The organism is Photorhabdus namnaonensis, from assembly GCF_001684335.1.
GTDB classification, from domain to species: domain Bacteria; phylum Pseudomonadota; class Gammaproteobacteria; order Enterobacterales; family Enterobacteriaceae; genus Photorhabdus; species Photorhabdus namnaonensis.
This window is the reverse complement of record NZ_LOIC01000018.1, coordinates 450,368-473,194: the sequence shown is the minus strand read 5'-3', so window position 1 is coordinate 473,194 and position 22,827 is coordinate 450,368. Positions and strand designations below refer to the sequence as shown.

Genomic DNA, 22,827 nt, shown 5'->3' with positions numbered 1-22,827 from the left:
CCAGTGAATAACGATAAAAAATATATGGCGCGTGCTTTGGAATTAGCGCGTCAAGGGCGCTTTACCACGTCACCTAATCCCAACGTAGGTTGTGTGATTGTGCGTGATGGGCAGATTATTGGGGAAGGTTTTCATTTACGTTCTGGCGAACCACATGCTGAGGTTCATGCCTTACGGATGGCCGGGGATAAAGCTAGAGGCGCAACTGTTTATGTCACGCTTGAACCGTGCAGTCATCACGGTAAAACACCGCCTTGTGCCGATGCGTTGATTGCGGCGGGTGTTAGCCGTGTGGTCGCGGCGATGCAAGACCCTAATCCACAGGTAGCGGGAAGGGGACTTTATAAGCTGCAACAGGCTGGTATTGCAGTAGAGCATGGTCTGATGATGGAAGAAGCTGAATCTCTCAACCGGGGATTTTTGAAACGGATGCGTACCGGATTCCCGTATGTTCAGTTGAAGATGGCTTCTTCTCTTGACGGGCGAACTGCATTAGCTTCTGGCGAAAGTAAATGGATTACATCATCTCAAGCTCGCGATGATGTACAAAAATTCCGTGCTCAATGTAGCGCGATTCTGAGTTCCAGTAGTACGGTTCTGGCTGATGATCCTCACTTGACGGTTCGTTGGAGTGAATTGGATGCAGAAACTCAGGCGGCTTATCCCGAGGAAAATCTTTGTCAACCGGTACGTGTTATTGTTGACAGTCAGAATCGTGTTGGTCCTCAGCATCAGGTGATACAACAGCCCGGTTATTGTTGGCTGGCACGCACCAAAGCAGATGAACATGACTTATCTGAAAAAAATGTAGAACAGATACTGTTACCGGCTCATGGTGCTGGGGTAGATTTAGTGTCATTAATGATGCAGTTGGGGAGGCGCCAGATCAATACGGTCTGGACTGAGTGCGGGGCATTGTTGGCGGGGGCATTGTTAACGTTAGGATTGGTGGATGAACTGGTTCTTTACGTTGCGCCAAAAGTGCTAGGTGATACGGCTTGTGGTTTGTTTACTATTCCTGAACTCAAAAATCTGGCAGTGGCGCCGGAATTTGACATTTTTGATATACAGCAAGTTGGGCCCGATCTTCGTCTGCGTTTGCGGCCTGTATACTGACTGAATATGTGAGTGTGGATTAATTTAGCCTGTTTTTATGCTCCGTTGCTAAATCGGCAGGCGCGGCTAACGAAAGAATATGATAGAATCCGCCCCCCTGCGGATATGAACAGATAGAAGGAAGGCTATGAACGTAATCAAAGGTGTTGTTGCGGCTCCACAAGCTCGTGTGGCGATTGCCATTGCACGTTTTAACAACTTCATTAACGACAGTCTGTTAGGAGGCGCGGTAGATGCGCTTGAACGTATCGGTCAGGTTGCCCCAGAGAATATCACTGTTGTCTGGGTTCCTGGTGCTTACGAGTTACCATTGGCTGTGAAGACATTGGTCGAAACCCAAAAATATGACGCCGTTGTCGCGCTAGGTACAGTTATCCGTGGTGGTACCGCTCATTTTGAATACGTTGCTGGTGAATGCAGTTCTGGTCTGTCTAATGTGGCGATGTCCAGTGAAATCCCAGTGGCGTTTGGTGTTCTGACTACAGAAAGCATTGAACAGGCGATTGAGCGCGCTGGAACCAAAGCGGGTAATAAAGGCGCAGAAGCTGCATTAACCGCACTGGAAATGGTCAATGTAATTAATGCCATTAAAGGCTGATTTTAGTTTTAATTAAGGGGAATCTTGTGAAACCTGCTGCTCGTCGTCGTGCTCGTGAGTGCGCTGTTCAGGCTATATATTCATGGCAATTATCTGGCAATAGCGTTGCTGATGTTGAATTACAGTTTCTGTCGGAGCAGGACGTCACTGGTGTTGACGTAACCTATTTTCGTGAATTGCTGTCAGGAGTAGCTGTGAACGCAGTTAAGCTGGATGCTTTGATGGCTCCTTATCTTTCCCGTCAGCTCGAAGAGTTAGGTCAGGTAGAAAAAGCCATTTTGCGTGTTGCTATGTTTGAACTAAGTTATCGTGATGATGTCCCTTATAAAGTGGCTATTAACGAAGCTATCGAATTGGCAAAAATCTTCGGTGCTGAAGATAGTCACAAATTCGTGAACGGAGTACTGGATAAATCTGGTCCAGCAGTACGCAGAAAAAGATAAGCGACTGCTTGTCGGGTTTTTCCCACCGTAGACGATGATTTGTAAGGCCGGGATACCGGCCTTATGTTCATGATCATCAGTAATTTTTTGGGATTTTATTATGGCATGTGGCGAATTTGACCTCATTGCACGTTATTTTGATCGCCAGGAGATTAACCGGCGTGATGTAAATTTGGGTATTGGTGATGACTGCGCACTGATGACTCTGGCCGATAAACAACAATTGGCGGTTAGTACAGATACCTTAGTTTCAGGCGTTCATTTTTTACCTGATATCTCACCTGAAGATTTAGCTTACAAATCTCTCGCTGTGAATCTTAGTGATCTGGCCGCAGTCGGCGCTGATCCTGCCTGGCTTTCATTGGCTTTAACATTACCGGAAGTGGATGAATACTGGCTGAGTAGTTTCAGTGACAGTTTGTTTGAACAATTGCGTTATTATGGTATGCAGCTTATTGGCGGCGACACTACCCGCGGCCCGATGAGTCTGACGTTGACGATTCATGGTTTAGTTCCCGCAGGCAGAGCGTTACGGCGTGCTGGCGCAAAAAATGGTGATTGGATTTATGTGAGTGGATCGTTGGGTGATAGTGCGGCGGGTTTGGCTCTGTTACAAAACCGTCTACAAATTTCTGATCCGATATCCCACAACTGGTTAGTTCAACGTCATCTCAGGCCGCAGCCTCGTATTTTGCAAGGGCAAGCGCTACGTGGCTTGGCAACATCAGCAATTGATTTGTCTGATGGTTTGATTTCCGATTTGGGTCATATTCTGAAAGCCAGCCGATGTGGAGCCAGAATAAACCTGGATGCGATTCCTTACTCTGATGCGATGAAACAATATGTTGAACCACAACAAGCTTTGATGTGGGCTTTGAGTGGTGGGGAAGACTATGAATTATGTTTTACCATCCCAGAGCGGAATCGTGGTGCGTTGGAAATTGCGTTAGCGCATACCGGTGCTGGTTTTAGCTGTGTTGGACAGATTATGGCGGAATCGGAAGGTGTGCGTTACTACAGCAATAATAAAGAGATTAAATTAGATCTAAAAGGGTTCAATCATTTTATTACCGAGGAAGCACATGGATAAGGCAAAGCGTCGCTTACGGATGAGCAATCCCTGGCATCTATTAGCGACAGGTTTTGGTAGTGGGTTGTCGCCGGTCGTGCCGGGGACAATGGGATCGGCTGCGGCTATTCCATTTTGGTTATTACTGATTCAGTTTCCGGAATGGATTTGCTGGTTGGTGATTATTGTCGGGATGTTTTTCGGTATAATGATTTGCCAGCGTACTTCTGATGATATGAAGGTTCATGACCACGGTAGTATTGTCTGGGACGAATTTATCGGTATGTGGATCACATTGATGGCAATCCCTGTGGTTAACTGGCAATGGGTTTTGACCGGTTTTATGGTGTTCCGTATTCTCGATATGTGGAAACCGTGGCCAATTCGCTGGTTTGATCGCTATGTTCATGGCGGATTAGGCATCATGTTGGATGATATTATCGCGGGTGTATTTTCTTTCGTGATTGTTTGGTTATTGGCGTTTTATCAGATTTTGATTTTTTGAGGTGCCAGGGTATTGATTATCCCTTAGAGGGGACTCATTTAAAGCTTCCCCGCAGTGACTAGAGCTGCATGTATTGTTTTGAATGGTAACAGCAAAGATAGATGGGCATCTAATAGCGGAATAGCACCATAGCTGGTGTACCACTCGGCAACACGTCCATTTTTGGCATCAATCAGCAATGCAACCCCGCCAGCCTGCGCGGCCACCAATAAACAGCGCCGACCAGAGGCTAGTAACAACTGGCCACCGAGCCCTTGATTCTGTACTGAAAGATCTACAGCCAGACGGCTAAGCCGAAATACTGGCACTTCATGTCGAGCCAGGCCCCGTTTAATCACTTCCGGTGCACGTTCATAAGCAATAGAAGCGGGGCTTAGACTATAGTAACACAATACCGTTCCATTGTTCTCGCTAACCGCAAGGTAGGTTTTTGCCCCACCTTTCTCATGGCTCTGCCTTGCATGGCGATGTAAAAACTGATTCAATGCCTCATCACCACAGTCAAAAGCACCGCGATCATGATGTTTGCCTATAGGTTCTTCGTGCCAGATTGGTAGCGTCATGATTGTTTTGGCAAGGCAAATGCTGCGGCCAACAATTTATCATTGGGGGCCGGTGGGTTATCCAAAAGATCCAGAACATGCAAACTATCTCTTTTGGTCAGCTCCAGCCGTTCGCTCTCGTCGATAATCTTCTGTGCTGCTGACATCACATTGCGGATCACGAACTCAGTCAAGTTGGTATGTTGTAAAGCGGCTGCACGCATCAACAGCGACTTTTCTTCTGAGGCAATACGTAGCGACATTCGGTCGTTAGTTTCTACTGGGATCTGAGGCATTGTTACGCCCTCCTATTTGTACGCATTGAAATCGTACATTAAGGTGTGCCTATTAGCAAGATGTACATAATGAAAGCGTACGTGTACCGTATCAAATACGAACGCTTTTGGCACGGCCGTGACCCCTATCTTGTCATTTTCAGAAGACGACTGCACGAAATATCAGAAGTCGGCTGCACTGGATTGCTGGGTTTGTGTAGATTACTTTGGTAGGCATCGTTACTTGATTCTGAAAATGGTGCCTTTTTATAGAGAAGAATGCGGAAATACATATCATCTAACTTGAGGAACTTCCTACTATAATCCCAAAAAAGTCGCTAATTACAATTCCAATAATGGAACAATTCGACAGATTATCACCAATATTTCCTAATGTGGGCGTCAGAGTAGGAGGTATAGACCGCTGGCGGTTTTAACTCAAATCATTATACGTAATCAATCGGTAAATCCACACACTGAGGATAATAGGATAAATACCCTATTATCCTTATATACTCAGGAAAATAGCCTTTTATTGATGCTATTTTGAATACCTGCGGCATCAAGCCCTAAATCCGCTCTGATTTCTTCCTGACTACCTTGTGGCACAAATTGGTCAGGCAAGCCAATGTTCAAAATTTGTACCAGACGACCTTCTTGCATTAGTAGTTCATTAACGCCACTTCCGGCACCGCCCATAATGGCATTTTCTTCCAGCGTGACCAATAAATCATGGTTATCAGCCATTTCTAATATCAATTCTTTATCCAGTGGTTTGACAAAACGCATATCAACAACAGTCGCATCCAGTGACTCTGCTGCTGTTATTGCATCGGGTAACAGGGTACCAAAATTCAGGATCGCTACCTTCTTACCCTGACGACGAATAACGCCTTTACCAGTTGGCAATTGTTCAAATGGTTGGGGTTCTGCCCCCGTTCCGGTTCCTCGTGGATAGCGCACGGCTACTGGACCTTGCTGATAATGATAGCCGGTATGCAGCATCTGTCGGCATTCGTTCTCATCGCTTGGCGACATAATGACCATGTTGGGGATGCAACGAAGGAATGAAAGATCAAAGGCGCCTTGATGTGTCTGACCATCAGCACCTACGATACCTCCGCGATCTATTGCAAATAGAACAGGTAGATTCTGAATGGAGACATCATGGATAACTTGGTCATAAGCACGTTGGAGGAATGTCGAATAGATTGCAACAATTGGCCTGTAACCACCAATTGCCAAACCTGCGGCAAAAGTCACAGCATGTTGTTCTGCAATGGCGACATCGAAGTATTGATCAGGATATTCGCGGGAGAAACGCACCATACCAGAGCCTTCACGCATGGCAGGTGTGATCGCCATCAGTTTTTTGTCGTTAGCGGCCTCTTCGCATAACCAGTCTCCAAAGATTTTGGAGAAAGTAGGGCGGTTGTCTGAGCTTTTAGGTAACGCGCCAGTCGTCGGATCAAATTTAGGTACCGCATGCCAACTGATAGGATCTTTTTCGGCGGGTGCATAGCCCCGACCCTTTTTAGTCATGATGTGCAGTAGCTGTGGCCCTTTCAACTCACGCATATTTTTCAGCGTTTGGGTCAATGTCAGTACATCATGTCCGTCGATGGGGCCAATGTAATTAAAACCCAATTCTTCAAACAGAGTGCCAGGAACAACCATGCCTTTGATATGTTCTTCAGTTTTTTTCAGTAGTTCTTTAATCGGAGGTAGATTAGAAAAGACTTTTTTCCCGCCTTCCCGCAATGTGGTGTAGAGTTTACCGGAAAGAAGTTGCGCCAGATGGTTATTTAACGCACCAACGTTCTCTGAGATAGACATTTCGTTGTCATTAAGAATGACTAACATATCCGGGTCGATATCCCCGGCATGGTTCATCGCTTCGAAAGCCATGCCTGCTGTTATCGCGCCATCACCGATAACACAAACTGTACGACGGCCTTTGCCTTCGCGTTGAGCGGCAATTGCCATACCTAATCCAGCACTGATAGAGGTCGATGAGTGGCCGACACATAAGGTGTCGTATTCACTTTCATCCCGCCACGGGAAAGGGTGAAGCCCATTCTTTTGACGAATCGTATCAATACGATCTCGGCGTCCTGTCAAGATTTTGTGAGGATAAGCTTGATGGCCGACGTCCCATACCAATTTGTCGAAAGGCGTTTTATAGACATAATGCAACGCCACAGTCAGCTCAATGGCGCCAAGACCGGAGGCAAAGTGACCACTAGAGCGACTGACACTGTTTAGCAGGAATTGCCGAAGTTCATCACATAACTTCGGCAGGCTCTCTTTTGGTAACATACGAAGTTCTTCAGGATTTTCCGCTAATGCCAATGTTGGGTATTTGGCTATATCAATGCTCATTTGATGCTCGTTAAGAAGTGTTTATTAATAGCGCTGCCAGTGGGTAAATTTACCGGCAGACCTTAGTTGTTACGTTCAATGATAAAGCTGGCAAGTGCGCGCAGCATGGTTGTGTTATAAGATTTATCTTCCAGTTTATTCAAAGCTTGTAATGCTTCTTGATACAGTTCGTATGCTTTTTTCTGTGCTTGTTCTAACCCTAGTAATGCGGGGTAAGTGCTTTTTCCTAGCTGTTGGTCACTGCCTTGGCGTTTTCCTATCATTTCGGTATCGCCAATGACATCAAGAATGTCGTCCTGAACTTGGAATGCGAGGCCGATGGCTTGGGCATATTGATCCAATTCAAGCAGGGCGTCATGCCCACTTTGTCCTGCGCCATATGCGCCCATTCTGACCGCGGAACGGATAAGTGCCCCCGTTTTGTGGCGATGAATTTTTTCTAGCATATGGAGATCGATGTGTTTGCCTTCTGCTGCTAAATCCAGGGCTTGGCCGCCACACATACCGGCTACGCCACTGGCGGTTGCCAATTCAGCAAGCATTTCGAGGCGATCTGCTGTTGTAACATCTGGCATTTCTCTTTTGGATAGGATTTCAAATGCCAGCGCTTGTAATGCATCTCCCGCCAGAATTGCGTGAGCTTCGCCAAATTTTATGTGGCAGGTCGGTTGTCCACGGCGTAAATCATCGTTATCCATCGCCGGTAAGTCGTCATGGATTAATGAAAAGGCGTGGATACATTCAACGGCTGCTGCTGGAGCATCCAGATTATTTGCGGATAACCCAAACATTTCACCAACGGCATAAACTAAAAATGGGCGCAGGCGTTTACCACCGAGCAAAGTACCATGTTGCATTGCGTGAACGAGCGGGTTGTCTGCAAATGCCAGTGAAGATAGTGTGCTTATCAGAACGTTATTGACTCGTTGTTGACAGATTTTAAGCTGTTCTTTAAATTGGGTTGAATTTTGTTCAGGCATAGGCTTATTCAGTATCCGGGGAGAAATGACTCAGTGGAGATTGGGTGTCGTCGTTAAGCAGAATCTGAACTCGCTGTTCTGCTTGTTGCAAAGTCTGTTGCCCTTGGCGGGCTAATTGAATACCACGCTCAAACTCGTTTAGGGCTTCTTCCAGCGCCAGTTCACCTGATTCCAGCCGGGCGACGATATGTTCCAACTCTTTTAATGAGCTTTCAAATGTCATTGCCGGTGCAGTTTCTGGCGTACTGTTTGTACTTTCTGATATTGCGTTTTTCTTTGGCATAATTTTTTACTATTTACAGAGTTCGCCTTAGGGTTGCAGACTATCTTATTATGCTGGTGCAAACAAATCCTTAACTGATTTTGTGTTTTTTCCACGCTATACCACGAGATAGTGTTATACTCCGCGGCCTGATTTGACAACCAAAACGTACCATCAGTTTTTTTTATCAAAATGCCTAACTACTACTATAACTCACTATGAAGTTTATTATTAAATTATTCCCGGAAATCACGATCAAGAGCCAAACTGTTCGTTTGCGCTTTATTAAAATTCTCGCTAGTAATATTCGCAATGTGCTGAAAACGTTAGGAGATAATATTGCAGTGGTTCGCCATTGGGATAATATCGAAGTTCGTACTAAAGATGAAAACCTTGGCGCTCAAATTTGTGATGCGCTGACGCGTATCCCCGGTATCCACCATATTCTGCAAGTAGAAGAGCGTGAGTTTCGTGACATGCATCATATCTTTGAACAAGCTTATGACGTTTATGGCGAATCGCTCCACAATAAGACATTTTGCGTGCGAGTAAAGCGCCGCGGTAAACATCAATTTACTTCTAATGAAGTAGAACGCTATGTTGGTGGTGGTTTAAACCAGCATATTGAATCTGCGAAAGTAAAACTCAATCATCCTGATATTACCGTCAATTTGGAAATTGATCAGGATGTGCTGATTTTGGTAAAAGCCCGTTATGAAGGGATTGGTGGTTTTCCTATCGGAACGCAGGAAGATGTATTGTCTCTGATTTCTGGGGGTTTTGATTCTGGTGTTTCCAGCTATATGCTAATGCGCCGTGGCTGCCGTGTTCACTATTGCTTTTTCAATCTTGGCGGCTCCGCTCATGAAATTGGCGTGAAGCAGGTTGCTCATTATCTTTGGAATCGTTTTGGTAGTTCCCATAAAGTCCGATTCGTTGCTGTGGATTTTGAACCTGTTGTCGCTGAAATTTTGGAAAAAATTGATGATGGCCAAATGGGGGTGGTGCTTAAACGGATGATGGTAAGAGCGGCATCTAAAGTTGCAGAGCGTTATGGCGTACAGGCGATTGTTACCGGTGAGGCTTTGGGGCAAGTTTCCAGCCAGACGCTCACTAATTTGCGTTTGATTGATAATGCATCGGATACATTGATTCTGCGGCCACTGATTTCTCATGATAAGGAGCACATTATCAGGTTAGCGCGTGAGATTGGCACTGAGGATTTTGCCCGTATGATGCCTGAATTTTGTGGTGTTATTTCAAAAAGCCCAACAGTAAAAGCTGTTAAAGCTAAAATTGAAGCAGAAGAAGTGCATTTCGATTTTAATATTCTGGAAAAAGTGGTCAGTGAGGCTCAGAATATTGATATTCGCCAGATCGCAGAACAAAGCGATGAGCAAGTGGTTGAAATTGAAACGGTGACAGCGTTCGCGCCAACGGATGTGTTATTGGATATTCGTTCGCCTGATGAACAAGATGATCGGCCATTGCAGTTAAATGGTGTGGAAATCAAATCATTGCCATTCTATAAGTTGAGCAGCCAGTTTGGTGATTTGCCAAAGGATAAGACCTATCTACTCTATTGTGAACGTGGAGTTATGAGTCGTTTGCAGGCACTCTATTTATCTGAACAGGGTTTTGATAACGTGAAAGTTTATCGGCCTTAATTGTTTTAATTATATATTTCGGGGTTCTTATTACGTGAACCCCGAATCGTATAAAGTAAGATGTTTTTGTCTATTTTTTTTCACTCTTGATAAGAATATACACCTAGTGGCAATATGAGTTGAGCTGCCACCTCTGCTGCTATTTCTCGTCCTTTTAATAATTCAATGAGTTTTAATGCGAAATCGAAAGCTGTCGCTGGATCTTGGCTGGTCAATAGATTGACTCGATCATCAAAACAGACTCGGCAATCGATCCATTTATCGGGCGAAATTTTGTCTTGCAAACCGGGGTAGCCGGTCATTTTGGCTGTAGGGAATAAATTGTGGTATTCAAGCACGATAGCAGGCACGGCACAAATTGCAGCGATAATTTTCCCTTGATAATGTGTCTGGCGGATTTTTTCGATAACGAGTGGATTATCACGGAAACACTCGGCACCTTGCATACCTCCGGGTAAGATGATGGCATCGAAAGATTCATCAATAACTTTTTCCAGAGGGATATCAGCAACTAGTTTTACACCTCTGGAACAAGTTAAAACCAGTTCTCCATCGCTGGCAGTGCTGGCGATCGTGACACTGATACCAGCACGTACCAGTAAATCAATGGTTGTAACGGCTTCTGTTTCTTCACTACCGTGAGCCAGGCAGATGAGTGTTGAAGGGGTCATAATCATTTTTCCTTATGTTTAACTAGGTTATAGATACGGGTATTTTCAGGGGCTGCCAGACCATGTACACCAGCCCGGCGTAATAAGTAACCGGTGATATAGTCAATTTCAGTGCGACGTTTTGCGCGGACATCCTGCAACATGGAAGAGTAGTTTTTTGCTGTAAGTTTAATCACATCGTAGACATAGGTAATCAGGTTGTCGATAGTGGTATGTATGTTCTCTCGTTGCATAACCTGAATAATTTCTTCGCACAAAATATTTAGTTGTTCCGGATGGCGAAGTAAATCGCCATTTTGGCATTCATAAAGTGCAGTTAGCGGGTTTACGACACAGTTAGCGGCAAGTTTCAGCCAACTAATAGAGAGGATTTCATTATGCCATGCAACGTCTGGCAAAGATTGGTGTAATACATTAGCCAGAGAGCTAAGTCCAATAGCATTTGACGTTGCCGAGCCAATATGGGTTAGCCCGGATGCGGTATGATAAACCCGTTGGTCATCTTGATATGCGCCATGTGTTGTGATACCAAGCAGTATTGGATTAGGCGCTGATAATAGTTCTTCTTGGGTACCTATGCCGTTGTGTAGTAATAAAATTGGGCAATTAGGTGAAAGCTTGGGGAGTAAATTATTCACTGCATCAGCGACTTGCCATGCTTTCAGGCAGACAATTAGTAATTCGCTGTTAGCAAGATGGTCGCTATTATTAGTTGGGATTGGTTGGTTGAATACTTGCCCATTCATTTCTTCAATATGAACAGATAAGTGAGATTGTGGAGTTTTCAACCAGCCCTGTACTTGATGTTTTTGTTGTGATAACGCAGCTAGCCACAGTTTTCCTATAGCGCCACAGCCAAGAACGGTTATCTTCATATACACCTTTTGAAAGACGCTGCCATAATATTGGATGGAAATAATAAGATCCCGCTAATCCAAGTATAGCGCTTTTGCTGATAGTGGAAAGCGGTTATCATGCCAACTTATTGATTATCAGGAGGTCATGGATAATGCCATCTTTCGATATTGTTTCAGAAATTGATATGCATGAAGTTCGCAACGCGGTAGAAAATGCGCAGCGCGAGCTTGCTAGCCGTTGGGATTTCCGTAATGTCAGCGCCAGTTTCGAATTAAATGAAAAAAGTGAATCTATCAAGATCGCTAGTGAGTCAGATTTTCAGGTAAGTCAGTTGGTTGATATCATACGTGAAAAGTTGGCTAAACGTGGTATCGATGGCGCTGCATTGAATATCCCTGATGATATGTTGCACAGTGGTAAGACTTACAGCGTTGAAGCGACTTTGAAGCAGGGGATTGATACCCCTACGGCGAAAAAGATCGTGAAGCTGATTAAGGATAGTAAATTGAAAGTGCAAGCACAGATTCAGGGTGAGCAGGTGCGAGTGGCAGGTAAAGCTCGTGATGATTTGCAAAGTGTTATGGCATTAGTTCGTGGCGCAGAGCTGGGACAGCCATTCCAGTTTACTAATTTCCGGGATTGATTTTCTGCCTAGTGGATTGAGATATCTAGCCTAATATGGAGTGGGGTATTCCTGACCAGAATACCCCACTCCCAGTTTTCCTTAATATCAAATCGGAGTGAGTGGAGTTATCTGGTTTGATACTTAACCTATCGTGTCATTATTGTTAGCTATCAATTGTTCAAGTTGTGCCCTGCTTGTCAGTTTAGTGTCTACTTTTATGTAAGCACTATGCTCCTCCGGCACAATAACGACGTCGCAAACGCCTGGCTGAACAAGAATTTTTTGTTCCAGCAATGCTTTATTGACTATATTTTCTGGCAGAGAAATTCTGATGCTGCTGACATAAGGGGGTTGTTTCATTGTTGTGCTGATAATGAACCAAATGATTGTCAGAACGATACCTGCCATAAATATCAGCGGTGCTCCTTTTAATTCAGATAACCAACCACCAAGCCCCCCCCCTAAAGCGACACCTAAAAATTGGCTGGTGGAGTAGATGCCCATTGCTGTACCTTTATAACCTGCCGGTGCTTCTTTACTGATAAGTGATGGCAGGATAGCTTCCATTACATTGAAAGCAACAAAGAAGATTTGTATGCCGATGAAAATTACCCATAAGTGATGTCCCGCCGCCCACAATACAATTTCAGCCATCAGTAGCATTGTGATACACAGTGAAAACACTTGTTTCATGCGGCGCTTTTTTTCTGCGTAAATAATGAAAGGTAAAACAGATACAAATGAAACCAGCATGGTGATCAGGTAAACCTTCCAATGTTGTTGGTTCGGGAATCCTGCTTGTTGCATCACCAAAGGAAAGGCGACAAAACTTGCCATTAGCAAAGTGTGCAAACTGAGTATGCCAAAGTTAAGTTTCAGCAATTGGCTATCAGCCAGAACCTTACTGAAACTGTGACGAACAATGCCTGATTCGCGGTTGAGGATGTGTTTATCTGTGGAAGGAACAGCAAATAGCGTTATCAGAATGCCACAACCGGCTAGAATGGTAATTACCCAAAATAGACCGTTTAACCCAATGGCATGAGCTAGGATTGGGCCAAGTACAATGGCTGTGGCGAAAGTTATTCCGAAACTAATGCCAATAAAAGCCATCGCTTTAGTTCGATTTTGTTCACGGGTTAAATCAGAAAGTAGCGCCATAATTGCAGCAGATATAGCACCGGCACCTTGTAGTGCTCGTCCAATTATTATGCCCCAGATAGAGTCACTGAGAGCAGCAATGATACTGCCTAAAACGAATAGGAGTAACCCACCAACAATTAGGGGTTTAGGACCAATTTTGTCAGAAAGCAGTCCAACAGGGATCTGTAAAATAGCTTGGGTTAAACCATAAATGCCAATGGCGATGCCAATAAGTGTTTTGGTGGCATCTTCTAGATTCAGGCCATAGGTTGTTAATACAGGAATAACCATGAACAGGCCTAGCATTCGCAAAGAAAAAACTGAACCTAGGCCCCATGTCGCCCGAAGCTCAAGTGGCGTCATTTTATTATCGTTCATGATTACCTCGAAATATTTTGATGCGTCATTGTAGATAGGTTTTCAATAAGGGGTAAATAGTTAATTGAATTAATAATATTGAAGTATTAAGGAGAGGAGATAACAGGCTGGAAGGAAACTGATGGCAGAGGGGATACCACTGCCATCAGGGAAAATTACCGGACGTAAGTTAGGAAGGCTTCTGAGGGCACATGTGGGTCAATAGACATCATGACACTCAGGGAGGTGATTGCCACAATGGAAAATATAAATAATTTACGAGCCCAAATGCGGTCATTATCGGTTTTGTAACCGGATAACGCCATTCCTAGCCACCAGACGCTCACTGCTGCTGCAACAACCAAATATTTGTAACCAGCGTAACCGCTGATGGCTAACATAAGGGTTGCAATCATAAATGCCAGGATATAAAGGATAATGTGGTTTTTCGCCACAGATATGCCTTTGATCACGGGCAGTACAGGAATATTGGCTGCCTGGTAATCTTTGAAACGAAAAATAGCAATGGCATAGGAGTGCGGCATTTGCCACAGGCTGAAAATCAGTAACAGGATCAACGCGCCCGTATCAAACTGACCAGTGACTGCACAATAACCGATAACCGGAGGTGCCGCACCGGACAAACTGCCGATCAACGTGCCATAAACAGACTTCCTTTTCATATAGAGGCTGTAAACCCCTACATAGACGACAAAACCGATAATCGCTAATTGCATTGCTAAAGCATTGGCTGCTGCATAAAGCAGCACTATGCCAGCAATACCCAGTATTGATGCATAAATCAGGCTGATTTTCGGATCAATAAGCCCTTTTACAAGGACACGGTTTTTTGTTCTTTCCATGATCCGATCGATGTCACGGTCAATGTAGTTGTTAAATACACAGCCAGAAGCCACGACTAATGAAACGCCGAGCAGAGTCGAAATGAACAAAGGGTAATCAATCACCCCTTTCGAGGCGAGTAGAAAACCACCGATCACAGAAATTAAATTGCCGAAAATAATTCCTGGTTTAGTTACTTGCAGGTATTGCTTAATCATATATGCAGCTCTTTAATCAACCATCATATTAATGTTGAGGTTGTACATAATCCATAGTGAGCCAACAACAACAATACCGATAATTAAAATGGTGAACAGCAATGCTACTAAGTTCCAGCGCTCTTCTGACGAAGTGTTCATGTGCAGGAAGTAGATAAAATGAACAATAATCTGCACCACAGCCAGAGCGACTACCGTTGTCAGGATAGTCGTATGGGAGGCGGAACCATCCATTACCATCCAGAACGGAATCACAGTCAGGATGACTGAAAGAACAAAGCCGATCAGATAAGACTTCAGGCTACCGTGGCTAGCTCCAGTATGAGCAGTATTAGAATGACTCATTACATAGCTCCTAACAGATAAACAACGGTAAATACACAGATCCATACCACATCCAGGAAGTGCCAGAACAAGCTCAGGCAGTTCAGACGGGTTTTATTGACATCAGTTAAACCGCGGCGGGTTACTTGGATTATCATGATGATAATCCAGACCAGACCACAGGTAACGTGGATACCGTGAGTAGCGACCAGTGCGAAGAATCCAGACAAGAATGCACTGCGGTCAGGACCGTAGCCTTCAACAATCAGGTGATGGAATTCGTACAATTCCATCGCCACGAAGCCAAGGCCGAACAGGAAAGTCATACCAAGCCAAGCGTTAACCTGGCCGATTTTTCCTTTGTTCATTCCCAGCATGGCAAAGCCATAAGTGATACTACTGAATAACAGTAGGAAAGTTTCAACCAATACAAAAGAGAGGTCGAAAAGCTCTTTACCAGATTTGCCGTCTGCGGTTCCGTTAACGAGTACTGCATAAGTCGCAAATAGACATGCGAACAAAATACAGTCACTCATCAAGTAGATCCAGAAACCGAATACTTTAGTGGCTCCCGCATCGTGGTGCCCATGATGCTCGTGGGCATGATTGTGGTTAGTCATAGTTTCAGTTGACATGGTTCAGACCTGCCTTGCTAATTTGTTCATGGTGTTGATTCTCAATTTGCTCAACTTCAGCAACGGGTACGTAGTAATCAACATCTTCATCAAAGCTTTTTGCAATCCAAGTGATAATCATGCCTGCAAAGCTTGCGATAACCAGCCACCAGATATGCCAAATCATGGCGAAACCAAACAGCAAGCTAAAGCCAGCAATAATTACACCCGCACCGGCATTTTTAGGCATATGAATTTCTTCATACTGAGCAGGACGCTTATAAGCAGTGCCTTTTTCTTTCATATCCCACCATGCATCACGGGTTTGAACATGTGGAACTTCAGCAAAGTTATAAAATGGTGGTGGAGAAGATGTTGCCCACTCCAGAGTACGTCCGCCCCAAGGGTCACCGGTCAGGTCACGGTTTTGGTCACGGTCACGGATACTCACGTAGAATTGAATGACCTGACACAGGATACCAATAGCAATCAGTGCAACACCAATCGCGGAGACGACCAGCAGAGTATGGAATTCAGGGTTGATATCTTGGCTAATACGACGGGTCATTCCCATAAAGCCGAGCGCGTAAACTGGCATAAAGGCGATAAAGAAGCCGATGATCCAGAACCAGAATGCACGGACACCCCATTTTTCATTTAGTGTGAAACCAAAAGCTTTCGGGAACCAGTAAGCAGTACCAGCGAAACAACCGAAGACAACACCACCGATGATAACGTTATGGAAGTGTGCAATCAGGAATAAGCTGTTATGCAGAACGAAGTTTGCGCCTGGAACTGCTAGCAGAACGCCGGTCATACCACCAATAGAGAAGGTGACGATGAAGCCAACGGTCCACAACATTGGTGTTTTATACTCAATACGGCCTCGATACATGGTGAACAGCCAGTTGAAAATCTTAACGCCTGTCGGAATCGAGATAATCATGGTGGCTATGCCGAAGAAGGCGTTAACGTTCGCGCCAGAGCCCATCGTAAAGAAGTGGTGCAGCCATACGATAAACGACAATACGGTGATGGCAATGGTCGCCCACACCAGAGAAGTGTAGCCGAACAGCCGTTTTTTCGAGAACGTCGCAGTCACTTCAGAGAAAACACCAAAGACCGGTAGTACCAGAATATAAACTTCAGGGTGACCCCAAGCCCATATCAGGTTGATATACATCATCATGTTACCGCCCATATCATTGGTGAAGAAATGGGTACCCATGTAGCGGTCAAAAGTTAGCAGGGCAATGGTAACGGTCAGAATTGGGAATGCTGCGATGATCAGTACGTTAGTACAGAGTGCTGCCCAAGAGAATACAGGCATTTTCATCATAGACATGCCAGGAGCACGCATACGCAGGATCGTCGCAAAGAAGTTAACGCCTGTCAGCAAGGTACCGATACCGGATATTTGAAGACTCCATATCCAATAATCGACCCCAACGCCCGGGCTATATTCTATACCTGAGAGCGGAGGATAAGCTAACCAGCCGGTCTGAGCAAATTCACCTACACCCAGAGAGATGTTAATCAGTGCGACGCCAACGACGAAGAACCAGAAGCTCAGTGAGTTCAGGAATGGGAATGCCACGTCACGAGCGCCGATCTGTAGTGGAACCACGATGTTCATCAGGCCGACAACAAAAGGTGTCGCCATGAAGAAAATCATGATGACGCCGTGGGCGGTAAAGATTTGGTCATAGTGATGCGGCGGCAGGAAACCTGCTTCACTCGCGGAGGCGACAGCCTGCTGACCACGCATCATGATGGCATCGGCAAAGCCACGGAGCATCATGACCAGCGCCACGATAATGTACATAATACCGATTTTCTTGTGGTCAACGCTGGTTAACCACTCGCTCCATAGCCATTTCCATTTACGGAAATAGGTCAGGGCTCCGACAATCGCGAGCCCTGCGAAGAGAATCCCAGCAAGAGTGACCATGATAATGGGCTCATGCAATGGGATTGCATCAAGTGTTAATTTTCCCAACATTACTTTATTCCTCAACTCCGGCATGAGCAGTTTCGCTCATATTCATGTTATGACCTGTCGTTGCACCGTGGCCGCCATGCATATTCATGTTGCCCATAAATTTGGCAATAATGTCTTGATACAGGTTAGGCTTAACGCTTGAGAAGTATTCAACCGGATGGTTCTGGCTTTGTTTAGCTAACTCGTTAAATGCCTGCATGGTATCCAAGGTTTTGGGAGAGGCTTTTACTTTTTGAACCCATTGTTCAAAACCTTCACGATCTGCGGTAGCGGTAGCGGTAAATTTCATACCGGAGAAGCCGTGGCCGCTATAGCTACTGGATAAACCTTTATAAGTGCCAGGTTCATCGGCAATTAAGTGAAGTTTAGTCTGCATGCCAGCCATTGCATAGATTTGACCACCTAACTGTGGGATGAAGAATGAGTTCATCACAGAATCAGAGGTGATTTTGAAGTTAATAGGAACTCCAGTAGGGAAAGCAATTTCGTTAACTGTAGCGATACTTTGCTCCGGGTAAACGAATAGCCATTTCCAATCAAGAGAAATAACTTCAATAGTCACGGGTTTTTCATCACTGACCAGTGGTTTATATGGGTCAAGCTCGTGGGTTGTCTTCCAGGTAATGGTTGCTAAAATAATAATGATAATGATAGGAACGGTCCATACTACCAGCTCAATTTTATTTGAGTGTGCCCAGTTAGGGTGGTAGGTAGCACTTTTGTTGGCTTCGCGGTAACGCAGGGCAAAAGTGAATGCCATGATGATCACCGGAATAACGATGATTAGCATCAGGCCAATAGCCGTAAGTATCAGCGTTTTTTGTTCAGCGCCGATAGCGCCTTTAGGATTCATCAATACCATATCGCAGCCACTCAGCATAAGAGTAGCCGCTAGTATTGACAATATCCCAATACTTTTATTGTATTTCATAAGTCTCATCTAACGACCCCAAATAACAAAAGCTCTATTGTCGTTTCATCAGTGCGGGCATTCTACGGTAAGGCTACTGGAGTGTAAACATTTGTAATAGTTAGTTGAGGGGTTGTTAACCCTTTATGTTACTGGGATCACATGCAACTGTAAGATTAATCAGAAGTTAGCTTGAAAAGGTTATTTAATTGTAACGAAATAGTGCGGAAATATGAATTTATACTAAATCATTTTATATTTTTTAGGTGAAAGGAAAAAATAAAAAAATTTGCTTTAAAAATTTCCACCGCAATCATTTTATTTAGGAGTTAAATTAATTGTGAGCCACTTTTGGCAGCTCACAATTAAAATTAAGAATTAAAAATTATATTTAATAGAGTAGACAATCGCATCCTGCCAGAAGTCTTCACCTAATTTATGGTCGGCATATCGATATTGAATGCCGGTTGTGAAGGATTGGTGAGGCGTCCACCATAACGCTATCGCACCGTTGGTACCGTTTCGTCCACCATTGCCGTAGCGTTCATTCCGGTTAAGTTCTATTTCATTCCAGTTGGTTATGCTGAATTTTTCTTCCCAGAGTTGAAAGTCGTAACCCGCAACCCAGCCAACAACGTAGCCGTTATTACCGGAGTAGAAAGTTTGGTCAACATAGTGCAGCGCAACGAATGGTTTGAACCAGATACCGGCGAAATCAGTGTTGTAACCAATACCATAGAGGGTATTTACTTCATGAAAGTTCCCGCCGTGTGCTGTACCTGGGAGAGAGTAAGTACCGTAAACATGACCATAGAGATTGAAACCAGTATCAGCCAGATAAAAGCGACCGGTTGTTTTAAAAGTGTATCTTTGGTTATCCCCTGGTTCAGCATGCTGACTGTTGAAAGCATTTTCCAGATCAAAGAACCCGTATAATTCACCCCAGTCAAAGCCGGCTCCGCCTTCCAGTTCCAAATAGGCAAAGTCGTCTTTATGAGAGGTTTGCCCTGACTTGTGTGTGGTATGGCTAGTCCAGTCGAGGTAGTTCATGCTGATATTAGCAAAGCCCCCTTGATATTCAGCATAAGCGGGAACTGAGACGGTGGTGAATAAAGCAGTAGCCAGAATGGTTGTTCTCATAAATTTCTCTAACGCATCCATGATAAAGAGGTTTTGGGTTTTAAAGCTATATTAAATAACCCTTAAAATGGTAGTCTGATTCTACGCAGATATGAATATTGAACAATCAAATAATCACTCGAAAATAGCACTTTTGGCAAATGACTATTTGAAGTGTGATCGCTATCACTTAAATATTTAAGAAAGAGGGCATGAATATCAAAGGCTGACAGTGGCCAACCTTTGATAAATTAACTTAATATTTTTACCTTTTTAAATCAATTTGCACCTTACTTAATGCAAGATAATCTAGAAAGCTACCGAGAATGATGCTTGTGATACCAATCTGTATTCCCCACAGTAGTAATGTTTCGGCCAGATCAGGTATATGAGTCCAGTTAAGAGCATTGGTGATGATGATAAGTAACCAAAATGTGAGCAAGATACTTGCTAATGATAGTAAGCCAAGCGCTAGGCGATAGAAATTTTTGAACTCAGTACGTGGCATAAAATCGTTAGTTCTCTGGGTATAAACCAGAGTCTGGCGGCAGACAAATAACAATAATAAGCCTGGAACAGAGGCCGCTATAGAGAATAGATAGAAGTTTGGCCAGCCGTGTAATTCAACGAACCAACCCGCAATTGGGCCGACATAGACTCGCCCAACAGCAGATAAAGCAGATAATAAAGCAAACTGTGTTGCAGAGAATGATTTATGACATAACGCCATAATTAGGGCGACAAATGCAGCGGTTCCCATTCCGCCACAGATATTTTCCAGAAAAACGGCGCTACCCATAGTGTAGATATTTTTGTCAGTAATAGATAACAGCCAGTATCCGATATTGGAAATCGCTTGAAGGATGCCAAAGATCATGAGTGAGCGGAATAAACTCCATCGTTGCATCAAATAACCACCATATAATGCACCAACGATGGTTGCTGTTAATCCTAGCGTTTTGTTGATCATTCCGACTTCACCAGCATCAAAGCCAATACCACGGATTAGAAATGGGGTATTTAGGCTGGCGGCAAAGGCATCTCCCATTTTATACATGACAATCAACAGTAGTATCAGCCATGCATTATTGCGATTAAAAAAATCGGCTAATGGTTCTATTGCGGCTTGTTGGAGTGTTTTTGGCGGCGGAGCGTCAATTTCAGGTTCTCTAGCTTTTAACGTCGCATAGATGCCAATTAGTATCAATCCAGCCATCAACCAGTAAGTATGTTGCCAGCCAATATAGCGGTCTGCGATCCATAGCGCTAACCCGCCTGAAACCAACATGGCTAATCGATAACCAAGTACTGAAACGGCAGCACCTACACCCCGCTCTTCGCTACTCAATAAATCGGCTTTATAAGCATCAAAGACGATATCCTGTGATGCGGAGCAGAAGGCAACGGTTACCGCTAGTATGGCCAGCCACCATAAATGTTGAGATGGTTGGAGAAAACCCATTGCAGTGATACTGGCTATGAGTAATAACTGTGTAACAAGTAGCCAACCACGTCGACGTCCGAGAAAAGGGAGGGTAAATCGGTCCATAAAGGGGGACCAAAGAAATTTGAAAACATATGCTTGGCCGACAAGAGAAAAGAAGCCAATTGTTTTAAGATCAACGTCTTCAACGGTCATCCATGCTTGCAGGGTGCTGGCAGTCAGTGCGAGCGGTAGACCAGAAACAAAGCCGAGTAAAAGCAGGATTCGTGAGTTATGTTGGGTAAAAACGGTGAGATAACGATAAGACATGTGCCTCCCAAAACCCTGCCCTTAGCGGGCAGAGTAAATAATTAGTCCTTTAATAAACAATTAGTCTTTTAATTAGCGAGTATTTTGTTTGATGAAATTACTGACGGAAGGATCTTGAGCCATATCTGCTATAACTTCTGATAAGACAGTATTGACTGCATCAGCAATTTTCTCATTAGTTGCGCCTAAAGGACCTTGTACATTGTAACTAGTGCGGTAATTTTTAACTTGTTTACTGCCATTTTGCGCTGTACTAATGATGGAAATATCGGCTTTTGTTGAAATATTATGGCGCAGGCTACCTTCTTTAACATCTGCATATAGATTGTTCACAATAATTTGCAGATTGGCATTGGCTGGAGAGCCAATCATATAACCACGGGCAGTCATCTGTTTTTCCAGGATTTCCTGGAGTAGAAAGCGCAGATCACGGGAGGGTTTCAGTATTTCCAGCTTTGCATTGCGGTTAATTTGAGCAAGTGTCTGAGACTGACGATTGTCGGCACCGCTGATACTGATGGTAATCGCGCTCATTGTTGGATCTGCTGTTGGCAATGTAATTTTAGGTTCAATGGTCAGGGTATTGCTGGGAGCGGCACAACCAGCAAGAAGAAAAAGCGCAATGAGTGGGAATAATATTCTTTTCAACATGTTAATTTTCTCATCGGTGATAAGGATATCCAGTAATACTTATCAATAGCATAAATTGCGTCAATGATAGCACTGCCTTTTGATCATGGCATATCCCTGATGGGGTAAACGCGTATAAAAACCTTATGATGTGGGATTCGATTAAGAGATATTTTAATGCGTTGGTGCTATAACTCATGGAGAATAGACTAAGATTATTAGTATGGTTGGCAGTACGACTGCTGTGCGGTTAAGGAGAATGATATGGTGTATCAGGATATAGAAGAGAAATTACAGGCTGCATTTAATCCCTCATATCTTGAGGTCATTGATGAAAGTTATCGTCACAATGTACCCGTAGGTTCTGAAAGCCATTTTAAGGTCGTAATCATCAGTAATAAATTTGCTGGTGAACGTATGCTGAACCGCCATCGTTCTGTTTACAGCGTATTATCGGCAGAATTGTCCGCAGGTGTTCATGCTTTGGCGTTGCATACCTATACAGAAAAAGAGTGGAATGAATTACAGGATACTGTTTTAGCGTCACCGGCATGTCGCGGAGGTAATATTGTTGCCTGAAATCTGCTGATTGATACTTAATTTTGGGCATTTTCTTACACAATAGAATAAATTTAGCGAACGGTCTTCGGGCCGTTTTTGTGTTTTATATATGCATCCTTTTTGGATGTAAATTTAGCCGCTGAATAATCGTTATCCTGTGAAGTTGATGAATAGTTCGGCCTTTTTTCAGCAATTCTCGACTCACACCGTCTGCATCGCTATAATGTCGCGTCTAATTTTTAGAATGGTTTCGGGACGCTTCTGACATCAGGGATTCTCGGTTTTTAAATGCGACCGCCCCGGTTCTTAGAGAGTGTTGCGATTGGTGCATAAAATATGTGCTGGTTGTATGGTCTCTGG

At 44.1% G+C, this 22,827-nt stretch carries 23 protein-coding genes and 1 pseudogene; 8 read left to right on the top strand and 16 right to left on the bottom strand.

The genetic code is table 11. The features are described from left to right. The first annotated feature begins 3 nt into the window (after positions 1–3). From ribD to pgpA, 5 genes are all read left to right on the top strand, one after another. A complete protein-coding gene (gene ribD / locus Phpb_RS04440; protein ID WP_205634731.1) occupies positions 4–1,116 on the top strand; it encodes a bifunctional diaminohydroxyphosphoribosylaminopyrimidine deaminase/5-amino-6-(5-phosphoribosylamino)uracil reductase RibD in 1,113 nt (370 codons plus the stop codon). A 127-nt stretch (positions 1,117–1,243) separates the two neighbouring features. Next, a complete protein-coding gene (gene ribH / locus Phpb_RS04435) occupies positions 1,244–1,714 on the top strand; it encodes a 6,7-dimethyl-8-ribityllumazine synthase (RefSeq protein WP_065389330.1) in 471 nt (156 codons plus the stop codon). Between the two features lie 26 nt (positions 1,715–1,740). After that, positions 1,741–2,157: a transcription antitermination factor NusB gene (nusB, locus tag Phpb_RS04430; protein WP_065389329.1), complete on the top strand. Its 417-nt coding sequence runs from the start codon at positions 1,741–1,743 to the stop codon at positions 2,155–2,157. Between the two features lie 100 nt (positions 2,158–2,257). Continuing rightward, positions 2,258–3,247: a thiamine-phosphate kinase gene (thiL, locus tag Phpb_RS04425; protein WP_065389328.1), complete on the top strand. Its 990-nt coding sequence runs from the start codon at positions 2,258–2,260 to the stop codon at positions 3,245–3,247. After that, on the top strand, positions 3,240–3,731 hold the full coding sequence (gene pgpA, locus Phpb_RS04420; RefSeq protein ID WP_065389327.1) for a phosphatidylglycerophosphatase A: 492 nt from the start codon (positions 3,240–3,242) through the stop codon (positions 3,729–3,731). Before thiL ends, pgpA begins: the two co-directional genes overlap by 8 nt. A gap of 38 nt (positions 3,732–3,769) precedes the next feature. On the opposite strand, the gene Phpb_RS04415 is transcribed toward pgpA, so the two are convergent. The 5 genes from Phpb_RS04415 to xseB form a co-directional block, all read right to left on the bottom strand. Next, positions 3,770–4,294 (bottom strand): acetyltransferase, encoded by a 525-nt coding sequence (locus Phpb_RS04415; RefSeq protein WP_065389326.1) that lies wholly within the window; start codon positions 4,292–4,294, stop codon positions 3,770–3,772. Next, positions 4,291–4,569 carry a type II toxin-antitoxin system TacA family antitoxin gene (locus tag Phpb_RS04410; RefSeq protein WP_046394465.1) on the bottom strand — a complete coding sequence of 93 codons (279 nt, stop codon included), beginning with the start codon at positions 4,567–4,569 and terminating at the stop codon, positions 4,291–4,293. The genes Phpb_RS04415 and Phpb_RS04410 overlap by 4 nt, the downstream gene beginning before the upstream one ends. A 495-nt stretch (positions 4,570–5,064) precedes the next feature. Then, a complete protein-coding gene (dxs, locus tag Phpb_RS04405; RefSeq protein ID WP_065389325.1) occupies positions 5,065–6,930 on the bottom strand; it encodes a 1-deoxy-D-xylulose-5-phosphate synthase in 1,866 nt (621 codons plus the stop codon). Between the two features lie 62 nt (positions 6,931–6,992). Next, the gene (gene ispA / locus Phpb_RS04400; protein WP_065389324.1) at positions 6,993–7,910 is read right to left on the bottom strand and encodes a (2E,6E)-farnesyl diphosphate synthase; all 918 of its coding nucleotides are present in this window, start codon (positions 7,908–7,910) and stop codon (positions 6,993–6,995) included. A 4-nt stretch (positions 7,911–7,914) separates the two neighbouring features. Further along, a complete protein-coding gene (gene xseB, locus Phpb_RS04395) occupies positions 7,915–8,193 on the bottom strand; it encodes an exodeoxyribonuclease VII small subunit (protein ID WP_065389323.1) in 279 nt (92 codons plus the stop codon). A 197-nt stretch (positions 8,194–8,390) separates the two neighbouring features. On the opposite strand from xseB, the gene thiI reads away from it, so the two are divergent. Beyond that, entirely contained in the window at positions 8,391–9,839 is a 1,449-nt protein-coding gene (gene thiI / locus Phpb_RS04390; RefSeq protein WP_065389322.1) for a tRNA uracil 4-sulfurtransferase ThiI, read from the top strand. Positions 9,840–9,919: 80 nt separating this feature from the next. Here thiI and yajL read toward each other — a convergent pair whose 3' ends face one another. Both yajL and panE read right to left on the bottom strand, forming a co-directional pair. Further along, positions 9,920–10,510 carry a protein deglycase YajL gene (gene yajL, locus Phpb_RS04385; protein ID WP_065389321.1) on the bottom strand — a complete coding sequence of 197 codons (591 nt, stop codon included), beginning with the start codon at positions 10,508–10,510 and terminating at the stop codon, positions 9,920–9,922. After that, positions 10,473–11,385, bottom strand: a pseudogene (gene panE, locus Phpb_RS04380) (2-dehydropantoate 2-reductase). The gene yajL and the pseudogene panE overlap by 38 nt, the downstream one beginning before the upstream one ends. Before the next feature lie 134 nt (positions 11,386–11,519). Here panE and Phpb_RS04375 point away from each other — a divergent pair. After that, a complete protein-coding gene (locus Phpb_RS04375; protein WP_065389319.1) occupies positions 11,520–12,011 on the top strand; it encodes a YajQ family cyclic di-GMP-binding protein in 492 nt (163 codons plus the stop codon). A 123-nt stretch (positions 12,012–12,134) separates the two neighbouring features. On the opposite strand, the gene Phpb_RS04370 is transcribed toward Phpb_RS04375, so the two are convergent. The 9 genes from Phpb_RS04370 to Phpb_RS04330 all read right to left on the bottom strand — a co-directional run bounded on the left by Phpb_RS04370 (position 12,135) and on the right by Phpb_RS04330 (position 21,927). Further along, the gene (locus Phpb_RS04370; RefSeq protein ID WP_065389318.1) at positions 12,135–13,514 is read right to left on the bottom strand and encodes an MFS transporter; all 1,380 of its coding nucleotides are present in this window, start codon (positions 13,512–13,514) and stop codon (positions 12,135–12,137) included. A gap of 155 nt (positions 13,515–13,669) precedes the next feature. Then, a complete protein-coding gene (gene cyoE, locus Phpb_RS04365) occupies positions 13,670–14,554 on the bottom strand; it encodes a heme o synthase (protein WP_011148018.1) in 885 nt (294 codons plus the stop codon). 12 nt (positions 14,555–14,566) lie between these two features. After that, positions 14,567–14,899, bottom strand: coding sequence for a cytochrome o ubiquinol oxidase subunit IV (locus Phpb_RS04360; RefSeq protein ID WP_036775099.1), 333 nt, complete (start codon positions 14,897–14,899; stop codon positions 14,567–14,569). Next, positions 14,899–15,513 (bottom strand): cytochrome o ubiquinol oxidase subunit III, encoded by a 615-nt coding sequence (locus Phpb_RS04355; RefSeq protein ID WP_065389317.1) that lies wholly within the window; start codon positions 15,511–15,513, stop codon positions 14,899–14,901. The genes Phpb_RS04360 and Phpb_RS04355 overlap by 1 nt, the downstream gene beginning before the upstream one ends. Next, a complete protein-coding gene (cyoB, locus tag Phpb_RS04350; protein WP_065389316.1) occupies positions 15,503–17,494 on the bottom strand; it encodes a cytochrome o ubiquinol oxidase subunit I in 1,992 nt (663 codons plus the stop codon). The genes Phpb_RS04355 and cyoB overlap by 11 nt, the downstream gene beginning before the upstream one ends. A gap of 4 nt (positions 17,495–17,498) precedes the next feature. Then, positions 17,499–18,434: a cytochrome o ubiquinol oxidase subunit II gene (gene cyoA / locus Phpb_RS04345; RefSeq protein WP_065389315.1), complete on the bottom strand. Its 936-nt coding sequence runs from the start codon at positions 18,432–18,434 to the stop codon at positions 17,499–17,501. Between the two features lie 348 nt (positions 18,435–18,782). Beyond that, positions 18,783–19,544 (bottom strand): nucleoside-specific channel-forming Tsx family protein, encoded by a 762-nt coding sequence (locus Phpb_RS04340; protein WP_065389314.1) that lies wholly within the window; start codon positions 19,542–19,544, stop codon positions 18,783–18,785. 244 nt (positions 19,545–19,788) lie between these two features. Next, on the bottom strand, positions 19,789–21,276 hold the full coding sequence (ampG, locus tag Phpb_RS04335; protein WP_065389313.1) for a muropeptide MFS transporter AmpG: 1,488 nt from the start codon (positions 21,274–21,276) through the stop codon (positions 19,789–19,791). 72 nt (positions 21,277–21,348) lie between these two features. After that, positions 21,349–21,927: a lipoprotein gene (locus Phpb_RS04330; protein WP_065389312.1), complete on the bottom strand. Its 579-nt coding sequence runs from the start codon at positions 21,925–21,927 to the stop codon at positions 21,349–21,351. Positions 21,928–22,170: 243 nt separating this feature from the next. Between Phpb_RS04330 and bolA the strand changes: the two genes are divergently transcribed. After that, positions 22,171–22,485, top strand: a complete 315-nt coding sequence (bolA, locus tag Phpb_RS04325; RefSeq protein ID WP_036775112.1) for a transcriptional regulator BolA — start codon at positions 22,171–22,173, stop codon at positions 22,483–22,485. Positions 22,486–22,827: the final 342 nt, after the last annotated feature.